The organism is Isoptericola sp. NPDC057191 (genome assembly GCF_042670225.1).
Classification (GTDB): domain Bacteria; phylum Actinomycetota; class Actinomycetes; order Actinomycetales; family Cellulomonadaceae; genus Isoptericola.
This window is the reverse complement of sequence record NZ_JBHUWC010000018.1, coordinates 18,799-38,386: the sequence shown is the minus strand read 5'-3', so window position 1 is coordinate 38,386 and position 19,588 is coordinate 18,799. Positions and strand designations below refer to the sequence as shown.

Genomic DNA, 19,588 nt, shown 5'->3' with positions numbered 1-19,588 from the left:
GTCCTGAGCTGCAGGGTTCCCTGCGGAGCTCGAGCGGGTCAGCGCGCGTAGAACTCGACCACGAGCTGCACCTCGCAGGTCACGGGGACCTCGGCGCGCTTCGGCTTGCGGGTCAGCGTGGCCGACAGCTTCTCGAGGTTCACGTCGAGGTAGCCCGGGACGGCCGGCAGGACGTCGCGGTGCGCGCCGGCGGCGGCGACCTGGAACGGCGTGGTGGCCTGCGACTTCGGCTTGACCTGGATGGTCTGGCCCGGCTTCACGCGGAACGACGGGCGGTCGACGATCTTGCCGTCCACCAGGATGTGACGGTGCGTCACGGCCTGGCGGGCCTGCAGGATGGTGCGGCCGAAGCCGGCGCGCAGCACGAGCGCGTCGAGACGCGTCTCCAGGTCCTCGACCATGACCTCACCGGTCAGGCCCGGGTGCTTGCGGGCGGTCTCGTAGACCTTGACGAGCTGCTTCTCGCGCAGCGCGTACTGGGCGCGCAGACGCTGCTTCTCGCGGAGACGGACCGCGTAGTCCGACTCGGTGCGACGACGAGCGCGGCCGTGCTCACCCGGGGGGTAGGGGCGCTTCTCGAAGTGGCGAACGGCCTTCGGGGTCAGCGCGAGGCCGAGCTTGCGGCTCAGGCGGACCTGGCGGCGCGACTTGGTGACAGCGGTCACTGGTGCTTCCTGTCCTTCGTGGATGGATGAGGTCACACCCGACGACGACCCAGAGGGGAGGTCGGGTGCGGGACCAGCCGATGGAACGCCCTGCGCGGTGGCGGGGTGCTCGCGGGGCCGAGGTCCCAGGCGGTCGCCGGAAATGGCAACCGCACCATGTTAGCGCATGCTGCGCTCGCCCTCGGCCCCGCCCCCGTGCTGCGGCGACGGCGCGGGGCACGCGTGCGCCCCCGGGCCGTCAGGCAGCCCGGGGGCGCAGCCGCGCTCGTGCGTCAGCCTTGGACGTGTCAGCCCTGGACGTCGCGGTTCTGTCGGCGACGCAGGAACAGCACGAGCCCGCCCGCGATCACGAGGAGGACCGCCGCACCCAGCACGGCGAACGTCGTGACGCTCAGACCGGTCTGCGGAAGCTCCGGGTCCGGGACGACCGATGCGCTCGGCGTCGGCGTCGGGTCGACCACGACCGGCGCAGGCACGGGGGCGGGGGCGATGTCGACCCCGGCCTCGTCCTGCTCCTGCAGCGGGGTGCCCTGCGACGTGAGGGCCGTGGCGCCCGCGGTGTTGTTCACTCGGCCGTTGGCCACGTCGGCCTCCGTCACGGTGTAGGTCGTGGTGCACTCGACCTGCTCCCCCGGTGCCAGGGACACGCCCTGGCCGTCGGAGTCACCGGCCCGGCACTCCAGGTCGGTCAGGTCCCCGGCGCCGATGAACTCCGTCTCGGAGACCTCGACGTCGCTCAGCGCCACGTTGCCCGCGTTGGCCGCCACGATCGTGAAGGTCACGACGTCGCCCGGCTGGGCGCTGGACACGTCCGCGGTCTTGGTCACCTCGAGCACCGCACGCGTGTCCGTCGGGGTCGAGGCCGTCGCGGTGCTCGGCACCACGTCGACCCCCGTCGGGGCCGCGGCGACGGTGGTCGCCGTGTTCTCCACGGAGCCGGCCTCGACGTCGGCGTCGGTCACCAGGTACGGCGCGGAGGCCGCGCACGACGTGATCGCCCCCGGGGCGATGGAGAGAGCGTCGCACGCGACGGTGATGCCGGCCTCGGTGAGCATGGGGTCGTCCACGCCCACGGAGGCCAGGGTCACGTTGCCGGTGTTCAGCACCGTGAACGTGTAGTCGATGCCCTCGCCCTCGTCCGCCAGGCCGTCCTCGTCCTCGTCCTCGACGGTCGCCGTCTTGGTGAGCTCGGTCGACGCCGTGCGCGCCGCCGGGAGGTTCGCGCTGTCGGAGCCGTCCAGCTGCTCGCCGTACGGTCCCGTGGCGGTGACCGTCGCCATGTTGTCCACCGTGCCGGCGTCGATGTCCGCCTGCACCACCGTGTAGCTGGCGGTGCACGACAGGCTCTCGCCCGGGGCCAGCACCGCGGGAGCACCCGGCTCGCAGGTCAGGCCGCCCAGGTCACCGGCACCGGAGAACTGCGAGTCGTCCACCTGGACGTCGCGCAGGGGCACGTTGCCGTCGTTCGTCGTGACGAGGGTGTAGGTCACCTCGTCGCCCGCTGCGAGGCCGGTGACGTCGGGCGCGTCCACGGTCTTGACGAAGCTGAGCGACGGGGCGGCCGCCGTCACCGGGGTGGACGTGCGAGACGCCCCGGACATCACGCCGATGCCGCCGACGGCCTGACCGGTCGCCTTCGCCGTGTTGTCCACCGCACCGGCCGACTCGTCGTCGGCGGTCACCTCGAAGGTAGCCGAGCAGTCCATCGACGCCCCTGCCGCCAGCGACGTCTCCGGGCACGTCAGGTCGGCGACCTTCGGGTCGTCGACCGCCACGTCGTCCAGTCGCACGCCGCCCGTGTTCGTCACCGTGAACGCGTAGGAGATCACGTCCCCGCGGTCCGTCAGTCCGTCGGAGTTCACGTCGTCGATACTCGCGACGCTCTTGGCCAGCTCCAGGTTCGCCACCGCGAACTCCACCGCCGCGTCAGCCGGAGCCGCCAGACCCACCAGCTCGGTCAGCTGGTCGGCGCCGTTCGTGTACGTCCCGGCCTTCACCGAGGTCACGTCGAGGCTGATCGTGCACGACGCCTCCTGGCTCGCGAGCGACCCACCGGAGACCACGACCTTCTCGGCACCTGCCGGGGCGTCCACCGTCGCGTCCGTGCACTGGTTGTCGACGTTCGGCACCGCGGCGGCCGTCAGACCCGCAGGCAGCGCGTCCGTGAAGCCCCAGCCGTCCTTCGCCGCGAGCTCCGACGTGTTCGTCACCGTGAACGTCAACCGCGACTTTCCGCCCACGGCCACCGTCGCCGGCGCGAACTCCTTCGACAGCTGCGGCGTGACGTCCAGCACCTGGATGTTGTCGTACGCGCCGTCGTTGCCGGCTCCGCTACCGGTCTCGTTGCGCAGCACGACGTCGAACGACCCGCCCGACAGCAGCGTGGACGAGTCCGCCGCGAACGACCCCGCCTGCACCGGGACGTTGGCGCCGTTCGCCGCCACGCCCGTGAACGACGACGACCGGGGGTCCTCGCACGGGTCGATCGCCGCGTCCGACACCGGAATCTGCGTGCCCGTCGCGTCCACGAGGTAGAACCGCAGCGCGGGGTGGTTGGGAGAGCTGCAGTTCGTGGCCGCGGCGTCCACCGAGAACGTGACGAACCGGTTGTCCGCCGCCAGAGCCAGCGGTGTAGCCGTCCGGAACTGCACCGCGTCGTCGGGGCCGTCACCGGCGGTGTAGGAGGCAGCCGCGGCGTTGAGCGCCGGGTCGGCCGCACCCTGCAGCATCCCCAGCGCGTACGACAGCCCGGTGAGCCGGTTGTACGAGTAGCCCCCGGTGCTCAGGGCGGAGCAGTCGCCATCCTGCCGAGGACTCGTCTGGTCGACGATGAACCCGTTGCAGTTCGGACGACTCACCCAGAAGTCGTCACCCGTGTAGGACTGCCCTTGCGCCCCCACGTAGTCGGTCAGCAGCACGTTCGCACCGTCACCTGCCGCCTCGAAGTCCTCGGCGAACAGCACCTGAGGGTCCGCCGGCGCCGGCGCAGCCGCCGCCACACCACCAGCCGTCGACGCACCCGGCGTCACCGCCGCTGCCAACGTCGCCCCCGAGAACGCCGCCGCCGGCAGCAGTGCCGCGAGCGAGCCCGCCAGAACGCCGCGAGCGCGCCGCGACCTTCCTCCTTGTCGATCAGACCTCATGCCCATCCCCATCGTCGTCCTTCACAGATCGAGCACAAGGCTGTCTGCTCGGACAGAGGGTCTGAGTGGGACTGCGGTCACCGGCGGCCTCGGGGAGTAGCCGCTGAGTAGTGCCAGATGTGTCACAAGTGGAGCGGACCGGCGACCGCGGCACCGTGCTCGGCCCCCGTCCGGAGGACGAGACGGTCAGGCTCCGTCGAGGATCTGACGGATCCGGGTGAGCCGGTCCGTGACCTGCTTCTCGAAGCCGCGGTCGCTCGGCGCGTAGTAGCGCCGACCGGCGAGCTCGTCGGGCAGGTACTGCTGGGCAGCGATCGCGTGCGGCGCGTCGTGCGCGTACCGGTACCCCTTGCCGTGGCCGAGCCCTTCGGCACCGGCATAGTGCGCGTCGCGCAGGTGCGCGGGCACCACGCCCGCCTTGCCGGCGCGCACGTCCGCGAGCGCCGCGTCCACGCCGAGGTAGGCGGCGTTGGACTTGGGCGCGGTCGCGAGGTGCACGACCGCCTCCGCGAGGACGATGCGCCCCTCCGGCATGCCGATGAGCTGGACGGCCTGTGCGGCGGCCACGGCCGTCTGGAGGGCGGACGGGTCGGCCATGCCGACGTCCTCGGCGGCGGAGATCACCAGCCGACGCGAGATGAACCGGGGGTCCTCCCCTGCCGCGATCATGCGGGCGAGGTAGTGCAGGGCGGCGTCGACGTCGGAGCCCCGGATCGACTTGATGAAGGCGGACACCACGTCGTAGTGCTGGTCGCCGTCGCGGTCGTAGCGCACGGCGGCGACGTCGACGGCGCGCTCGACGGTGTCGAGGTCGACGGGGACCGCGGCGTCCTTCGCGCGGCCCGGGTCGGCGTCGGCGAGCGCCGCGCCGGCGGCGGCCTCGAGGATGGTCAGCGCCTTGCGGGCATCGCCCCCGGCCATCCGCACGAGCTGGTCCTCGGCGTCGTCGGCCAGGGCGACGGTGCCGCCCAGCCCTCGCTCGTCCTCGACGGCGCGGCGCACCAGGGCGCGGACGTCGTCCGCGGTGAGCGGCTTGAGGGTGAGCAGCAGCGAGCGGCTCAGCAGCGGGGAGTTGACGGAGAAGGACGGGTTCTCCGTGGTGGCGGCGACGAGGGTGACCCAGCGGTTCTCGACGCTGGGCAGCAGGGCGTCCTGCTGCGTCTTGGAGAACCGGTGGACCTCGTCGATGAAGAGCACGGTCTCCTCGCCGCCGGTGGCGAGGCGGCGGCGGGCGTCCTCGACGACCTGGCGGACCTCCTTGACTCCGGCGGTGACGGCGGAGAGCTCGACGAACCGGCGGCCCGACGACGTCGCGACCAGGTAGGCGAGCGTCGTCTTGCCGACACCGGGCGGGCCCCACAGGATCACGGAGCCGGGCGCGGCGCGGCGGGCGGACTCGTCGTCGGGCTCCACGAGGCGGCGTAGCGGCGAGCCGGGGACGAGGAGGTGGGCCTGGCCGGCGACCTCGTCGAGGGTGGCGGGGCGCATGCGGACGGCCAGCGGGGCGCTGGGGCCGGAGCGTCCGGTCGCCGGGGTGCCGCGGGTGCCGGTGAGCGCGGCGTCGAACAGGTCCATGGGCCCAGCCTACGGAGCGCCACCCACGCGCCCGTCCCTAGGGTGGGTCCATGGTGGGCGGCATGGTGGGCGGCACGGTGGGCGACGCGGTGGTGGACGGGGACGCCGACGTGGTGGTCGTCGGGGCAGGGCCGACCGGGCTGCTCCTGGCCGGGGACCTGGCCGTGGCGGGCCTGCGGGTCACGGTGCTCGAGAAGCGGGCTGCGGGCCTGAGCAACCTCACGCGAGCGTTCGCGGTGCACGCGCGGAGCCTGGAGACGCTCGACGCGCGCGGCCTGGCCGACGAGCTGGTGTCCACGGGCCGGCCGGTGCGTGGGCTGCGGGTGTTCGGGAAGGTCGAGGTTCGCCTGGACACGCTCCCGGGCCGGTTCCCGTTCGTGCTGGTCACCCCGCAGTACGAGGTGGAGCGCCTGCTGCACCGCCGGGCGGCGTCGGCGGGTGTCCGCTTCCGCCACGACGTGCGCGTCACGGGGCTCGTCCAGGACGACGACGGGGTGTCGCTCGCGACGGTCGGGCCGGAGGGTGCGGCCCAGGTGCGGGCACCGTGGGTGGTGGGGACGGACGGTGTGCGCTCGACCGTCCGCCGTGCTGCTGGCCTCCCGTTCCCCGGCGAGACGGTGGTCCGCGCGATGGTGCTGGCGGACGTGCGCCTGCACCGGCCGCCGGACGACGTCCTCACGATCGCGTCCAGCGGGGGCTCGCTGGGGTTCCTCGCCCCGTTCGGCGACGGCTGGTACCGCTTCATCGGCTGGGACGAGGGGCTCGACCCGGGCGAGGACGGCGGCGCCGGACCGGTCGCCCCTGGCCTGGAGGAGGTCCGGGCCCTGGCGCGCGCGACGCTCGGGGACGACCTCGGGATGCATGACCTGCGCTTCGCCACCCGGTTCGCCGCCGACGAGCGCCAGGTGCCCCGTTACCGCGCCGGCCGGGTGCTGCTGGCGGGCGACGCCGCGCACTGCCACAGCCCGGCGGGCGGCCTCGGCATGAACACCGGTCTCCAGGACGCTGCGAACCTGTCCTGGCGACTGGCCGCGGTGGTCCGCGGCGCGGACGGCGAGGTGCTCGACGGCTACGGGGAGGAACGGCACCCTGTGGGCGCGCAGGTGCTGCGCACGAGCGGCGCGATGCTGCGCCTGGCGACCCGCCCGGGGGCGACGGCGGCCGCCCTGCGCGCCGTCCTGGCCGCCGCGCTCGCGCGCGTAGCCCCCGCCCGACGGCGTGCCGCGCTGACCGTGTCTGCCCTCGGCGTGCGGTATCCCGCGCCGCCCGGTGCCCACCCCGCGGCCGGCCGCCGGGTGCCGGACCTGCCGCTGGTCCCCGGGGCGGGCGGCGCACGCCTGGCCGAGGCGCTGCGGGCCGGGCGGTTCGTCCTCGTCGTGCCGGGCACGGGCCCGGCGGCACCGCTCCCTCCCGCGCCGGGCGAGCTCAGCGGGGAGGAGCGGGTGGTGGTGCGGCGTGCCGACGGGCAGGCCTCGACCCTCCTCGTGCGCCCGGACGGCTACCTCGCGGACGCGGCCGGTCCCGGGTCGGCGTCGCCGTCGTCGCCGTCGTCGCCGTCGGCGAGCAGCGCCTGACGCAGTCCGGCGGGCAGGTCAGGGGGCACGTCGGGCGGCACCGCCAGGGCGTGCAGCGCTCGCGAGTAGTAGTTGCGCAGCGACGCGGCGAGCACCACGTCGACGATCTGCCGGTCGGTGAGGCCCGCGTCGCGCAGCCGCGTCGTCTCGGCCTCCGTGATCTGTGCGGCGTCGGTGCTGAGCCGGGCGGCGAGGTCCATGGCGGCGACCTCGGCCTCGGTGAGCCCCGCGTCACGGTGGTCGCGGGCGATCCGCGCGAGCTGGTCGTCGCCGAACAGCGAGCGGCTGCGCCGTCCGTGCGCCAGGAGGCACGCCTGCGACCGGAGCGCCTTGGCCGCGGCCAGCGTCACCAGCTCGTACAGGCGCAGCCCGAGGCCCGAGGCGATGGTCCCGGCCAGGTGCTCGAAGGCCAGGTGCGCCTCGACGTCCACCGCCATGACACGGGTGTGGCTCGGCACGTACCCCAGCGACGCGACGTCGTCGGCGTAGACGTCACCCACCTCGCCCGTCGCGTCCGCGGGATCCACGGTCCTGATGATGGTCATCGTCGCTCCCGAGCGGCCGCCGCCGGGTGCCGGCAGCGATCCGCCCGTCCATGCTGCCCCGGGCCGCACCGGCTCGGACAGGCCGGACGCGGGTGAAGTGCGGTGACGTCAGGGCCGCGAGCTCTCGAACTCCTGGGCGCCAGTGAACCCGAGGCGCCGGTACAGCCGGCGCGCCGGGTCGTTGTGGGCGTACACGCCGAGGGTGACCATCGACGTCTCGGCGAGGCCGGCCCGCGTCGCCACGGCCGTCACTGCCGCGGCGATCTGCCGCCCCCGCCAGGCCGGGTCCGTGCCGATCGACCCCAGCGTCCAGGGCCTGCCGGGCACACGGCGCGACGCGCCGGCCACACCGCGCACCACGCCGTCGTCGTCGCGCCACCCCCACCAGCGGGAGCGCGGCTCGTCGACCGGCAGCTCGCCGTGGGGGTGCGCCACGGCGAGGCAGGCGGCCGCCTCGGCGCGCTCGTCGTCGCTCGTCAGCTCCACGACACGGTCCTCACCGGGCTGCTGGGCCGGCGACGCCGTCGCGAAGAACCACCCCCACGCGTCGAAGGGCGCACGGTCGAACGGCGGCGGGAGCGCCGGGCCGCCCGGCCCGCCGGCGCCGGACAGCGCACGGTGCGTGCCGTGGGGCATGGACGCCCTGAGCACGGGTCCGAGGCCGCCGACGTCGCGCAGCTCGTCCTCCGCGGCGAGCACGAGCCGCGCCGCGCCCTCGGCCGTGCCGACGCCCAGGACGCTCACGCCGGCCGGGTGGTGGTCGACGACGAGCGAGCGTGCGCCGTCGAGCCGCTCGCGCCAGCGCAGCCGGACCAGGAAGGCGTCGTCGTCGCACCAGGCATGGCTGGCGTCCCAGCCGCCGTGGGCGGCTTCCGCGACGACGACCGGGTGGTGCGCCCAGCGGGCGGGCAGGCCCACCCCGGCCACCTCGGTGACCGGGGCGAGCAGGTGCCCGTCGAGGGAGAGGGTCACTCCCCCGCAGCCGACGCGTCCTGCGGGGCGGCGTCCACCCCGGCCTCCTTGCGCTGCTCCGGCGTGATCGGGGCCGGCGCCTCGGTCAGCGGGTCGTAGCCGCCGCCCGACTTCGGGAACGCGATGACGTCCCGGATCGACGGGGACTTCGTCAGCAGCGCCACGATGCGGTCCCAGCCGAACGCGATGCCGCCGTGCGGCGGGGCGCCGAACTTGAACGCGTCGAGGAGGAAGCCGAACTTCTCCTGCGCCTCCGCGGGGCCGATCCCCATGACGTCGAAGACCCGCTCCTGCACGTCACGACGGTGGATACGGATCGAGCCGCCGCCGATCTCGTTGCCGTTGCAGACGATGTCGTAGGCGTACGCCAGCGCGTTGCCCGGGTCGGACTCGAAGCTGTCGATCCACTCCGGCTTCGGCGAGGTGAACGCGTGGTGCACCGCCGTCCAGGCGGAGTGACCCAGGTCCACGTCGTCGTCCTCGCCCGTGGGCTTGAACAGCGGGGCGTCCACCACCCACACGAACGCCCAGGCGTCCTCGTCGACCTGTCCGGTGCGGTGCGCGATCTCCAGGCGGGCCGCGCCCAGCAGCGCGCGCGCCTCGGAGGTCTTGCCGGCCGCGAAGAACACCGCGTCGCCCGGCTGCGCGCCGGTGGCGGCGGCGAGACCGTCACGCTCGGCGTCGGACAGGTTCTTGGCGACGGGGCCGCCGAGCGTGCCGTCCTCGCCGTAGGTCACGTAGGCGAGGCCCTTGGCACCGCGCTGCTTGGCCCACTCCTGCCACGCGTCGAACTGGCGGCGCGGCTGAGAGGCGCCGCCCGTCATCACGACGGCGCCCACGTACTCCGCCTGGAACACGCGGAACGGCGTCTCGGAGAAGTAGTCCGTGAGCTCGACGAGCGGGTTGCCGAACCGCAGGTCCGGCTTGTCGGTGCCGTACAGACGCATCGCCTCGGCGTACGTCATCCGGGCGATCGGCGTGGGGATCTCGACGTCGATCAGCTTCCACAGGGCGGCGAGGACCTGCTCGGCCAGCGCGATGACGTCGTCCTGGTCGACGAAGCTCAGCTCGACGTCCAGCTGCGTGAACTCGGGCTGGCGGTCGGCCCGGAAGTCCTCGTCGCGGTAGCACCGGGCGATCTGGTAGTAGCGCTCCAGGCCACCGACCATGAGGAGCTGCTTGAACAGCTGCGGGCTCTGCGGCAGCGCGTACCAGGAGCCGGGCGCCAGGCGGGCCGGGACCAGGAAGTCACGGGCGCCCTCCGGCGTCGAGCGGGTCAGGGTCGGCGTCTCGACCTCGACGAAGTCGTGCTCGTCGAGCACCCGCCGGGCGGCCTGGTTCGCCTTCGCCCGCAGCCGCAGGGCGTGCGCCTGGTTCGGGCGGCGCATGTCGAGGTAGCGGTGCTTGAGGCGCGCCTCCTCACCGATGGTCTCCGTGTCCGCGAGGGCCGTGGAGACCTGGAACGGCAGCGGCGCGGACTCGTTGAGGACGACGACGTCCTTGGCCACGACCTCGATCTCGCCGGTGGCGAGGTTCGGGTTGGCGTTGCCCTCGGGGCGCCGGCCGACCTCACCGGTGACCTGGAGCACGAACTCGGCGCGCAGCGGGTGCGCCACGGCCTCGTCGCGGATGACGACCTGCGAGATGCCCGAGGCGTCGCGCAGGTCGATGAAGGCCACTCCCCCGTGATCCCGACGGCGATCGACCCACCCGGTGAGGGTGACGGTCTGACCGATGTGCTCGGCCCGCAGTGAGCCGGCCGTGTGGGTGCGGAGCACGGAGGGTTCCTTTCGTGACGGGTGGTGGGCGGATGACGCCGTCCGCCCGGTGCCCGGCCGGGAGACGGTCGCGCGCAGGCACGACGTGGCGAGTTTAGTCGCTGCACCCGGGCCCCCGTCCGCCGATTTCCGGCGCCTCGCGCGAGCGGTCCGTCGAGGCGTGTTGCCGTGGTCACAAACTGCCTGTCTCGGTACTCTCTTCCGGGGCGAGACAGGGTGAGAACCGGTGGCTGACCTGCGGGGGGACCTGGACATGAGCGTGGGCGAGCGCCTGGACGCGCGGTGGCGTGCCGGCGGACGAGGCTCCAGGTGAGGCCGGCGGACTGGTCGCCGGTAGGGCTGGACTCGGACCCCACGCCCGGGGACCCGGTGCTGGTGCTGGCCGGGGGTCAGGACTATCTGGAGGTCGCGGGATCGATCGACGACGCCGCGGGCGCGATGGCGCGCCTGGACGTGGCCGGCACGATCTCTCAGGCCGTGGACGCGTTGATGGAGACCAAGGAAGACACCATCAGCGAGATCCGGCGCGCGCATTCGCGGTATCAGGCCACGGGTGAGGCGTTGGTGGACTACGCGTCCGCGTTGGAGCGGGTGCAGGCCGAGACGCTGGCCGCGCTGGAGAAGGCGCGGCAGGCTCGGGACGCGGCGGACTCCGCGGCAGGGTCCCGGGACCGGTACCAGGACCTGGCCGACAGCACGACGGACGCCGAGGAGAAGCGGGAGTACCAGCAGCACGCGGACCGCGCGGGCGGGGACGCGCACGACGCGCAGGGTCAGGTCGCCGCCGCACGGTCGGACGTCGAGTCCGCGGTGGACGACCGGGACCGGGCGGCGAACGACGCGGTGTCCCGCATCGAGGACATCACCTCCGGGGACGACCTGAACGACTCCTGGTGGGACGACTGGGGCTCGAAGGTCGTGGCCGCGATCGCCGACATCGCGGACATGGTCTCCACCATCGCGGGCCTGCTCGCGATCGTGGTCGCGTTCATCCCCGTGGTCGGGACCGCGCTGGCAGGGGTGCTGATCGTCGTCGCCGCGGTCGCGGCGATCGTGTCCGCGTTGGCGAACCTCACCCTCGCCGCGACCGGGGAACGGTCCTGGGCCGAGGCCGGGATCGCGATCGCCGGCGCCGCCCTGTCCGTGATCGGGCTGGGCGGGGCGGCCAAGGCCGCCACGGGCCTGTCGAAGGCCGCGTTCAAGCAGGGCATGAAGTCCGGGCTCAAGTCCGGTGCGAAGAAGGCGTGGTGCAAGGTCGGGTTCGGCACCTGCTTCACCGCCGGGACCCTGGTACGCACCCCCGAGGGCGACAGGCCGATCCAGGACCTGCGGCCCGGGGACAAGGTCTGGGCCCACGACCTGGCCACCGGGACCGACGAGCTGCAGCTCGTCATGGACACCTTCGTCCGCACCACCACCACCCTGTACCACCTGACCATCGCCGGCCAGGTCGTCACGACCACCGACGAGCACCCGTTCATGGTGCGCAACATGGGCTGGATCCTCGCCCGCGACCTGCAACCCGGCGACATCCTCGTCACCCCCGACACCGGCGACGGCACCGGCACCGGCACCGGCACCGGCACCGGCACCGGCACGGTCACCCTCGAGAAGATCGACATCGAGCACCGCGACGAGCACGACCCCGACGGCCCGGTCACGGTCTACAACTTCCACGTCGCCACGCACCACAACTACTACGTCCTGGCCGGCGACCTGCCCGTCCTCGTCCACAACTCCGCCGCCCACGCCGCGCGAGGCGTCCGCGGGATGCGGACCACCCCGATGCAGTACGCGAAGCCGGGCACCCTCACCTCCCGCGCCTACGACTACCAGCGGGCCCACACCGGGCTGATCGAGTTTCAGGTGTCGGGTGGCGGCAAGAGCGTCTGGGCCGACGGCATCGACGGCACCACGCTGGTCGACGCCAAGTACATCGAGAACGCCGCCAGCAGCCCGTACACGGGCACCGCACCGGACTTCATCAACGCCTCCACCGTCGACGAGATCAGCCGGTACGGTGCTGTGATCGGCGACCCGGCAACCTCGTTCACCGACCTGCGGATCATCGTGAACCACCCGGACGGGGCCGCGTACTTCTCGACGATGCTGTCGGACCTCGGCATCCCCGGGAGCGTGATCCTCTCGCCCTAGGCCACCGGCCCGAGGGACGACCCCGCACCGACCGACCCACCGACCGACCCGCGCCGGGCCGACAGCCCGGACCGTGCCACGACGAGGAGACGACGATGGCCGAGATGCTCGCCTACCTGGAGGACCGTTCGTCCTGGGAGGCGTCTCGTGAGTTCCTGACCACCCGCTTCGCGGAGATCCCCGGCATCGCCGCGACGTCGCTGCCGTCGGAGGGGTCGGAGATGCGCGACCTCGGGTGGACCTTCGAGCACGAGGACCGCCAGGTCGAGGTGTGGTTCGCCGCCGGCGGCTGGGGCGTCTCCGTGGACGGCAGCTCGCAGGCCGGAGTCGACGTCGCCGTCTGGTTCCGTTCGATCGTCCCCGCCGATGTCGCCGTCCGTGCGTCCGACTCGATGTACTCCTTCGACCTCGAGCTGACGCCGGGGGTCACGGCCGAGGAGCTCGGCGCCTGGTACGAGGAGAACGTCGGCGAGCTCTACTGACATCCCTGTCCCCGACCCAGGAGACCCGATCGGCCATGACGGACGACTCGCCCGCCCCCACCGTGCCCGCAGGTCCCGGCAGCCCCGGAGCGACGTCACGCTTCGGCGCGGGCTCGCCGTCCCTCGTGCTCGCCCTCGCCGCCGCCGACCGGGGCGCCGTCGGTCGTGCCCTCCGGGACGACCCGGTCCTGGTCCCGATCGTCCACCGCGAGGACGGGACCCCTCAGGTACGGGTCTTCCCCGCCCCCGACGGCTCGGCACGGCCCTACGCGCTGTGCCTCTTCTCCACCACCGACTCCCTCCAGCGGTACCTGGCCGACGACCCCGTGCGCGCCTTCAGCCTCCGCCGGCGGGACTCCCTGGTGCCGTTCCTGCACCGGCACGGCGCCGTGCTCGACCGGGTCGTCGTCGATCCCGGTGTCCCGCACGCGATGACCCTGGACGTGACCGACCTCACCGACGCGCTCGGCCACAGCGACGACGCCGACGCCACCGGACTGGTCGACACCTCGGGTGCCGGCATCGGCATCGAGGGCCTGCACGCGATGGCCAGCGTGGACGAGCCCGGAGGCTCGCGCGGCATCGGCATCGAGCTCAACCTCCCGGACCACTGGGCGCTGATCGAGCTCGACGACGAGGCGCTGCGCGACCAGCAGATCCGCGCGATCGTCAAGCAGCAGGGCGCGGCCCTGGGCGACCGCGGGGCCGGGCTGCGGCGCGACCTGCGCGAACAGCTCACGGCGGTCGCGACCAAGGCTGCCGCCGCGGGTGGCCAGGTCATGGCCTACCTGGTGCTGCCGGGCAAGGACGCCGCGCTCGCGCTCAACCTCACGCTGTACTGGCACGACCTCGGCCCGGAGGCAGGCGGCGTCAGCCACCTCCAGCGCATCCACGACCGGCTGCACCCGCGGCTCGCGCCCGGCGACGAGCTCACCACGACCGAGACGCTGTCCGGCCCGTTCCTGCGGCACGTCCGTGTGGCCACGGGGTCGGCCGAGCTCGGCGGCCAGGACGTGCCGCTCCTGCTCGTGGACTACTGGGCGCCTGCCCCCGGTGCGCAGGCCGTCGCTCGGCTCGCGTTCTCGACACCGCACGTCGAGATCCGCGACGCGATCCTCAGCCTCACCGACAAGGTCCTGTTCGCCACCGAGTGGCTCCTGAGCGCGCCCGGCCCCCTTCCCGGCGACGCGATCGACGCCACCGACGCGCCCGACGACGCGCCCGTCCCCGCCGGCCCCTGACGTGCCGACCCGGCACCGGACCGCGGCAACCACGCCTTCCATCATCAGAGGAGAACTCCCCATGGCCCCGAAGATCGCCACCACCACCCGCGTCACCCGCGACGAGCTGCTCGGTCTCCTGCGCGACCGCCACCAGGGCGTGCTCGTCACCACCCGGGGCGACGGGACGCCCCAGCTGAGCCCGGTGACGTTCGGCGTCGACGACGCCGGCCGCGTCGTCGTGTCCACCTACCCGGACCGGGCGAAGGCCGTGAACCTCCGGCGCCGCCCGCAGGCGTCTTTCCTCGCGCTCGGTGACGACTTCGACGACTCGTGGGTGCAGGTGGACGGCACGGCCGAGGTGATCGACGTCCCCGACTCGGTCGAGCCCCTCGTCGAGTACTACCGCGCGGCCGCGGGCAAGGAGCACCCCGACTGGGACGAGTACCGCGAGGCGATGCTGCGCCAGGGAAAGAGCGTGGTGCGGATCACGATCGAGCGCTGGGGCCCGGTCGCCACCGGCGGCTTCCCGGCCCGCCTCGTCGACGGGAAGTGAGCGCCGTGGCGGGCGAGCCGCGCCCCGCGTCCGACGGTCAGCCCGCCGTCACCCTGTGCGTCCTGCTCTGGGCCGCTGAGGGCGAGGTCGACCTGCTCACCTCCTACGAGTCGGAGGTCCTCGCCCTGGTCCCGCGGCACGGCGGGCGCGTCGTGTCCCGGGTGCGCGCCCTCGACGCGGGCGCGGCGGACGGCGGCCCCACCGAGGTCCAGGTGATCGAGATGCCGGACGACGCTGCGCTCTCCGCCTACATGGCTGACCCCGACCGCACGGCGCGGCTCGACGTCCGGGACCGGGCGATCGCGCGGACACAGATCGTGCGGGTCGCACCCCTGCCCTGAACCTGTCCACGAGCGGACCCGACCACGTCGCGCACCCTCAGAACAGCGCCTCTTGCGAGACGGCGGACACACCCGGTGCGGCGCGGTGCTCGACGGCCCGGTGCTCGACGGCCCGGTGCTCGACGGCCCGGTGCTCGACGATCGAGCCGGCCGGGTAGTCGCCCTCGTCGTGCGGGCGCAGCTCGTCCTCGAACCGGCCGGTCGCTCCCGATCGCGCCCGATGGCCCGAGGACCCGAACCCGTGCTCCGCGAGCATCGGCTCGACCCGGTCCCACAGCCACTGCCGGTAGGCGTCCAGGGCATAGGTGCCGCGGGCGTAGACCCGTCCGTACCCCGCCACCACGCGAGGGTGCTCCCGCTCGAGCCACTGGAGGTACCACTCGCGCGTGCCCGGCTTGAGATGCAGCGGCATCACCGTGACGCCCGTGGCCCCGGCGTCCGCGACGGCGTCCAGCAGGCGACGCAGGTGGTCGCGGGAGTCCGTGAGCCACGGCAGCACCGGGGCCACCATCACACCGCACGGCAGCCCCGCCGCCCGCACGGCCCGGATCAGGTCGAGCCGAGCCCGCGGCGTCGGCGTCCCTGGCTCGACCGCCTGCTGCAGCTCCTCGTCGGCGAACGCGAGGGAGACGCCGAGCCCGACCTCGACCTTTTGCGCGGCGTCGGTGATGAGCGGCAGGTCACGACGCAGCAGCGTGCCCTTGGTGAGGATGGAGAACGGGGTCCCCGAGTCCGCGAGCGCCCCGATGATCCCGGGCATGAGGCGGTACCGGCCCTCGGCCCGCTGGTACGGGTCGGTGTTGGTGCCCAGCGCCACGGGTTCCCTCCGCCACGACGGGCGCGCCAGCTCCGTGCGCAGCACGGCGTCGACGTTCATCTTCACGACGACCTGCGAGTCGAAGTCCCTGCCCGCGTCCAGGTCGAGGTACTCGTGCGTGGGCCGGGCGAAGCAGTTGTGCGAGACGACGCCGTTCGCGATGAAGTCTCCGGTGCCGGTGGTGATGTCGACCATCTCCTGCTCGATGCCGAGGTCCTCGACGCTCAGCACCCTGAGGTCGCTGGAGGTCTTGACCGCGTCGCCGACGATGGTCAGCTTGCGCGTGATCGCGGGGCCGACGGCGTGGAAGAAGCGGCGACGGGCCGCGAGACCTCCGGTGACCCGTACGGTGGCGACGCCGTTCGCACGCGCTCGCTCCCGAACGTTCGGCACACCGAGGTCGTCCAGGTAGGCGCACGATCGAGCGAGGATCTCCTCGTCGCCGTTGGCGATGCGCAGGACGCCTCGCGAGCACGACCCCTCGGCGTCGAAGATGCCTGCGAGGAACCCGCGCTTCCACTCGTCGGCAGGCTCGTCGGGCCACCTGATGATGCGGTTGATCGCCTCGTAGTCCGCACGACGGCCCGAGTAGATGCAGTCCAGGGCACGCCTCGTCGTCGTCGCCGGACTGAACGGCCGCCGCTTGAGCTCGATCCCCTCGAGAACGAGGTACTCGGCCGAGCGGTTCAGAGCTTCCGCGTCGGTCAGCGCGAGCCGGAAGTGCGTCACGCGCCGGGTTCGCCCGTCGTCCGTCGAATAGGCCTTGGCGAGGAGCATCCCGTCGCCGCGAATCATGCCGGTGAGGTAGCCGAGGCGGTACTCACGAGACTCGCCCGGTTCGGACCGCGCGGTCGTCGGCATGCCCAGGCCGAACCCCATCAGTGCGTTGTTCGTCGTCAGGTACGGACGCTGTGGCGCGCCCCGCCCCGGCCGCGCGACATGCTTCCACCCGCCCTCCCTCGTGAGGAAGCGATGGTCACCGCTCGCGACGATCTCCGTCCCGTCGGCCAACGTCACGCGGTACGCCCTCTTGACCACGCGCCACGCGGCAGCGACCGACGTCTCGGCATACCGCCGATATGCGCCGAGGATGACGGTACCCACGACCTTGTCGCCTACTCGGACGTCGCGAATCGGCTTCTGGCGGCCGTCGGCCATCAGGACGAGCGTGTCGGGGCTGGTGCAATAGCGGCAGGCATGACTGCAGCCGCGGTAGGGGTTGATCGTCCACCCGAAGGGCATGCGCGACGCGGCAGGCACCTTGGTGAGCGCGCTCTTCGCCATCACCTCGTGGAACACCAAGTCCCGGAACTCCGGTGTCCGGACGGTGCGCACGAGGCCGAGGCGTGCCAGGCTGGCCCGCTCCAGCCCGGGGAGCGCGCCGTCGTCCGCTGCGATCGCCTGTCCGTCCCACCTCACCCCACCATTCGAACAGATGTTCGAGCCGGTGTCCAGCGCCCCGGTCGTCAGCCCTGAGCGCGTCGCACCGCCCGCCGCACGCGCTCGCGCCACGGCAGCGGCCGGTCGCGCACCTCGGCGAGGAGCACCTCCACGACGTCCAGGGCGGCGTCGGCCACCTGGCGCGGCCGTGGAGCGTCGGGGTCCGTCCAGTCCTCGGCCGGCGGCGGGGGCAAGAGGTCGTCCAGGTCTCCGTGCACCGTGACGCCGCGCTCGCGCAGCCACGCGACCCAGGCCGCGCTGCGCTCGGCCACCCACGGGTGGTCGTCCGGGCCGACGGTGATGCCGGGCGAGCGCCGCGGGGCGAGCGCGTCCCCGACGACGATCCCGTCGACCAGGGGCGACAGGTCGCCGCCGCGCTTCGCGTCCGCGCCCAGTCGACGGTTGAGGCGGCGCAGCACCTGCGCCTCCGGCACCCCCACCGACGCGTTCGCACGGTCGGCCTCGCGGGGCGCCCAGGCCGGGTCGACGTCGAGGGCCGCCAGGAACCGGGGCCACAGCAGGTCCGCCGCGCCGCCCGGCGGGGGCGTGGTCACGACGTGCACCTGCGCGGCGGGCAGCCCGGCGCCCCAGGCCGTGAGCACGCGGATCGGGTCGAAGGCAGCCATGAACGCGGTCCGTCCCTCGCGGGCCGCGTCGAGGTAGGAGCGCAGGGTGGTGCGGGCGCCGAACTTGAGGGCTTCCTGCCAGCCGCTGGCGAGCTCGCGTGCGAGGTCGCGGGCCGTGAGCACGACGTGTATCTCCGCCCCGGTCGCGACGAGGTCCGCCATCGCGCGGGCGGCCTGCTCGTCGGTGGCCTTCGCGAGCACCTCGTGGCTGAGGACGACGTCGCCGCGCGTGCGGCGGACCCGACGCACGAGCCGGTCCCACGCGCCGTCCACCCGGCGCGGATCGACCCCGTGGTCGGTGCCGGTGACGTCGAGGGCCGCCCAGTAGTGCAGCCTCGGCTCACCGAGCAGCCCGGTCGGGTAGTGCACGTCGTGCCGACGCAGGTCGCGTCGGTTGGCGTGCAGCCGCGACTGCAGGTACGTCGTCCCGGACTTGGGTGCACCCACGTGCAGGAGGACTCGTGTCGGCATGCCTCCACGGTCCCACGCCGCGCTGGGTGCACCCCGACGGGCGGGTCACACCCGCGGGCGGCGGGACCCTCAGGCGGGCACCGGCCAGCGGAACGACAGCGAGGCGGCCGGCACCGGCCCGCGCTGGGCGACGTACCGCTTGAGGTCGCCCCGGAAGGCGACGCTCCCCGGAACCTGCAGCAGCGTCTGGGGGCGCACCTTCCAGCGCGGCAGGCCCAGGTCGCAGACCCCGGCGCCGTGCAGCACCTGGTACACGAACTCCGAGCAGAAGAACCGCCGGTCGTCCTCGGAGCCGCGGCCGAACAGCCCGCTCACGAGCCCCGGGGCGTTGTAGGTGTAGGTGTGGCTGTCGAGGAGGAACTCGGACACCTGTCCGCAGACGAGCTCCCGTTGCGCGGGGGTGACCGGCACCTCCAGCACGACGCCGGGCAGCTCTGGCATGTCGCGGTACAGGTCGTCGTCGAGCCGCTCACGCTTGAAGCACCCCACGAACGGGTTGGCTGCGCGCCGCCGTCCGAAGCTGAACATGAGCTCGAGGTCGGCGTCGAGCGCCAGGGCCGCGTGGGTGTACTCGTCCCGCGTCGCCAGGCGGATCGTCCGGGACAGGACGGTGCTGCTGCGGGACAGGACGACGTAGATGCTCACGAGCGTCACCGTAGCGGCACCTGAGGGCCGTCCGGCCAGGTCAGGCGCAGAATCAGGGTGGTTTTCAGGGGAGCCTCAGGGTGGACGGGGGACAACCCCCGCAGGCAGCTCGCGATCAGTTCGCCCGCCCCCGGCGGTCCACCCCGCAGGGCCGGGGACCGCCCGGCCCGACAAGATCCTGAGGAGTGTGTCCCGTGTTCACCGTGCAGCGCGCGTTCAGCAGCTTTTCCGTCGACGACCTCGACGCGGCCGAGTCCTTCTACCGCGACGTCCTGCGGCTGGAGGCGCGGCGCACGCCCATGGGTCTCGAGCTCGACGTGACCGGTGGCACGCCCGTGTTCGTCTATCCCAAGGGTGACGCGCACCAGCCGGCCGCCCACACGGTCCTGAACCTCGTCGTGCCCGACGTGGCCGCCGCGGCGGCGGACCTGCAGGGGGCGGGGGTCGACCTCGTGCGCTATCCCGGCTTCGCGCAGGACGCCGACGGCGTGGTGCGCAGCGACGACCCGCGCCAAGGACCCACCATCGCGTGGTTCCGCGACCCCGCCGGCAACGTCGTGGCGCTCATCGAAGCCTGAGAGCGC

At 73.3% G+C, this 19,588-nt stretch carries 16 protein-coding genes; 7 read left to right on the top strand and 9 right to left on the bottom strand.

All coding sequences use genetic code 11. The features are described 5' to 3' along the window. Positions 1-38 precede the first annotated feature (38 nt). The 3 genes from rpsD to ACFT55_RS04940 all read right to left on the bottom strand — a co-directional run bounded on the left by rpsD (position 39) and on the right by ACFT55_RS04940 (position 5,383). Positions 39-665 (bottom strand): 30S ribosomal protein S4, encoded by a 627-nt coding sequence (rpsD, locus tag ACFT55_RS04950; protein WP_380242138.1) that lies wholly within the window; start codon positions 663-665, stop codon positions 39-41. A gap of 287 nt (positions 666-952) precedes the next feature. Beyond that, entirely contained in the window at positions 953-3,664 is a 2,712-nt protein-coding gene (locus tag ACFT55_RS04945) for an LPXTG cell wall anchor domain-containing protein (RefSeq protein ID WP_380242136.1), read from the bottom strand. Between the two features lie 330 nt (positions 3,665-3,994). Beyond that, on the bottom strand, positions 3,995-5,383 hold the full coding sequence (locus tag ACFT55_RS04940; RefSeq protein ID WP_380242133.1) for a replication-associated recombination protein A: 1,389 nt from the start codon (positions 5,381-5,383) through the stop codon (positions 3,995-3,997). 50 nt (positions 5,384-5,433) lie between these two features. Between ACFT55_RS04940 and ACFT55_RS04935 the strand changes: the two genes are divergently transcribed. After that, positions 5,434-6,957, top strand: coding sequence for an FAD-dependent monooxygenase (locus tag ACFT55_RS04935; RefSeq protein ID WP_380242131.1), 1,524 nt, complete (start codon positions 5,434-5,436; stop codon positions 6,955-6,957). Here the strand turns inward: ACFT55_RS04935 and ACFT55_RS04930 are convergent. The 3 genes from ACFT55_RS04930 to aspS all read right to left on the bottom strand — a co-directional run bounded on the left by ACFT55_RS04930 (position 6,882) and on the right by aspS (position 10,252). Next, positions 6,882-7,502, bottom strand: a complete 621-nt coding sequence (locus tag ACFT55_RS04930; protein ID WP_380242129.1) for a carboxymuconolactone decarboxylase family protein — start codon at positions 7,500-7,502, stop codon at positions 6,882-6,884. The two genes, ACFT55_RS04935 and ACFT55_RS04930, sit on opposite strands and share 76 nt — an antisense overlap. Positions 7,503-7,610: 108 nt before the next feature. Beyond that, complete coding sequence (locus ACFT55_RS04925; RefSeq protein WP_380242127.1) at positions 7,611-8,474, bottom strand: GNAT family N-acetyltransferase; 864 nt, start codon at positions 8,472-8,474, stop codon at positions 7,611-7,613. Continuing rightward, complete coding sequence (gene aspS, locus ACFT55_RS04920) at positions 8,471-10,252, bottom strand: aspartate--tRNA ligase (RefSeq protein WP_380242125.1); 1,782 nt, start codon at positions 10,250-10,252, stop codon at positions 8,471-8,473. Before aspS ends, ACFT55_RS04925 begins: the two co-directional genes overlap by 4 nt. Before the next feature lie 309 nt (positions 10,253-10,561). Here aspS and ACFT55_RS04915 point away from each other — a divergent pair, with 309 nt between their 5' ends. The 5 genes from ACFT55_RS04915 (at position 10,562) to ACFT55_RS04895 (ending at position 15,005) form a co-directional block, all read left to right on the top strand. Next, complete coding sequence (locus tag ACFT55_RS04915; protein WP_380242123.1) at positions 10,562-12,406, top strand: polymorphic toxin-type HINT domain-containing protein; 1,845 nt, start codon at positions 10,562-10,564, stop codon at positions 12,404-12,406. Between the two features lie 95 nt (positions 12,407-12,501). Continuing rightward, positions 12,502-12,888 (top strand): hypothetical protein, encoded by a 387-nt coding sequence (locus ACFT55_RS04910; RefSeq protein ID WP_380242122.1) that lies wholly within the window; start codon positions 12,502-12,504, stop codon positions 12,886-12,888. Between the two features lie 35 nt (positions 12,889-12,923). After that, the gene (locus ACFT55_RS04905) at positions 12,924-14,129 is read left to right on the top strand and encodes an SseB family protein (protein WP_380242120.1); all 1,206 of its coding nucleotides are present in this window, start codon (positions 12,924-12,926) and stop codon (positions 14,127-14,129) included. Positions 14,130-14,190: 61 nt separating this feature from the next. After that, positions 14,191-14,664 carry a PPOX class F420-dependent oxidoreductase gene (locus tag ACFT55_RS04900; RefSeq protein ID WP_380242118.1) on the top strand — a complete coding sequence of 158 codons (474 nt, stop codon included), beginning with the start codon at positions 14,191-14,193 and terminating at the stop codon, positions 14,662-14,664. Next, positions 14,661-15,005, top strand: coding sequence for a hypothetical protein (locus ACFT55_RS04895; RefSeq protein ID WP_380242116.1), 345 nt, complete (start codon positions 14,661-14,663; stop codon positions 15,003-15,005). The genes ACFT55_RS04900 and ACFT55_RS04895 overlap by 4 nt, the downstream gene beginning before the upstream one ends. 37 nt (positions 15,006-15,042) lie before the next feature. Here the strand turns inward: ACFT55_RS04895 and ACFT55_RS04890 are convergent, their stop codons facing one another. The 3 genes from ACFT55_RS04890 to ACFT55_RS04880 all read right to left on the bottom strand — a co-directional run bounded on the left by ACFT55_RS04890 (position 15,043) and on the right by ACFT55_RS04880 (position 19,004). Beyond that, positions 15,043-17,241, bottom strand: a complete 2,199-nt coding sequence (locus ACFT55_RS04890) for an intein-containing Rv2578c family radical SAM protein (RefSeq protein ID WP_380242113.1) — start codon at positions 17,239-17,241, stop codon at positions 15,043-15,045. Positions 17,242-17,288: 47 nt separating this feature from the next. Further along, a complete protein-coding gene (locus tag ACFT55_RS04885) occupies positions 17,289-18,359 on the bottom strand; it encodes a hypothetical protein (protein WP_380242110.1) in 1,071 nt (356 codons plus the stop codon). 69 nt (positions 18,360-18,428) lie between these two features. Continuing rightward, entirely contained in the window at positions 18,429-19,004 is a 576-nt protein-coding gene (locus ACFT55_RS04880) for a hypothetical protein (protein WP_380242108.1), read from the bottom strand. 194 nt (positions 19,005-19,198) lie between these two features. Between ACFT55_RS04880 and ACFT55_RS04875 the strand changes: the two genes are divergently transcribed. Then, positions 19,199-19,582 (top strand): VOC family protein, encoded by a 384-nt coding sequence (locus ACFT55_RS04875; protein WP_380242106.1) that lies wholly within the window; start codon positions 19,199-19,201, stop codon positions 19,580-19,582. Positions 19,583-19,588 lie beyond the last annotated feature (6 nt).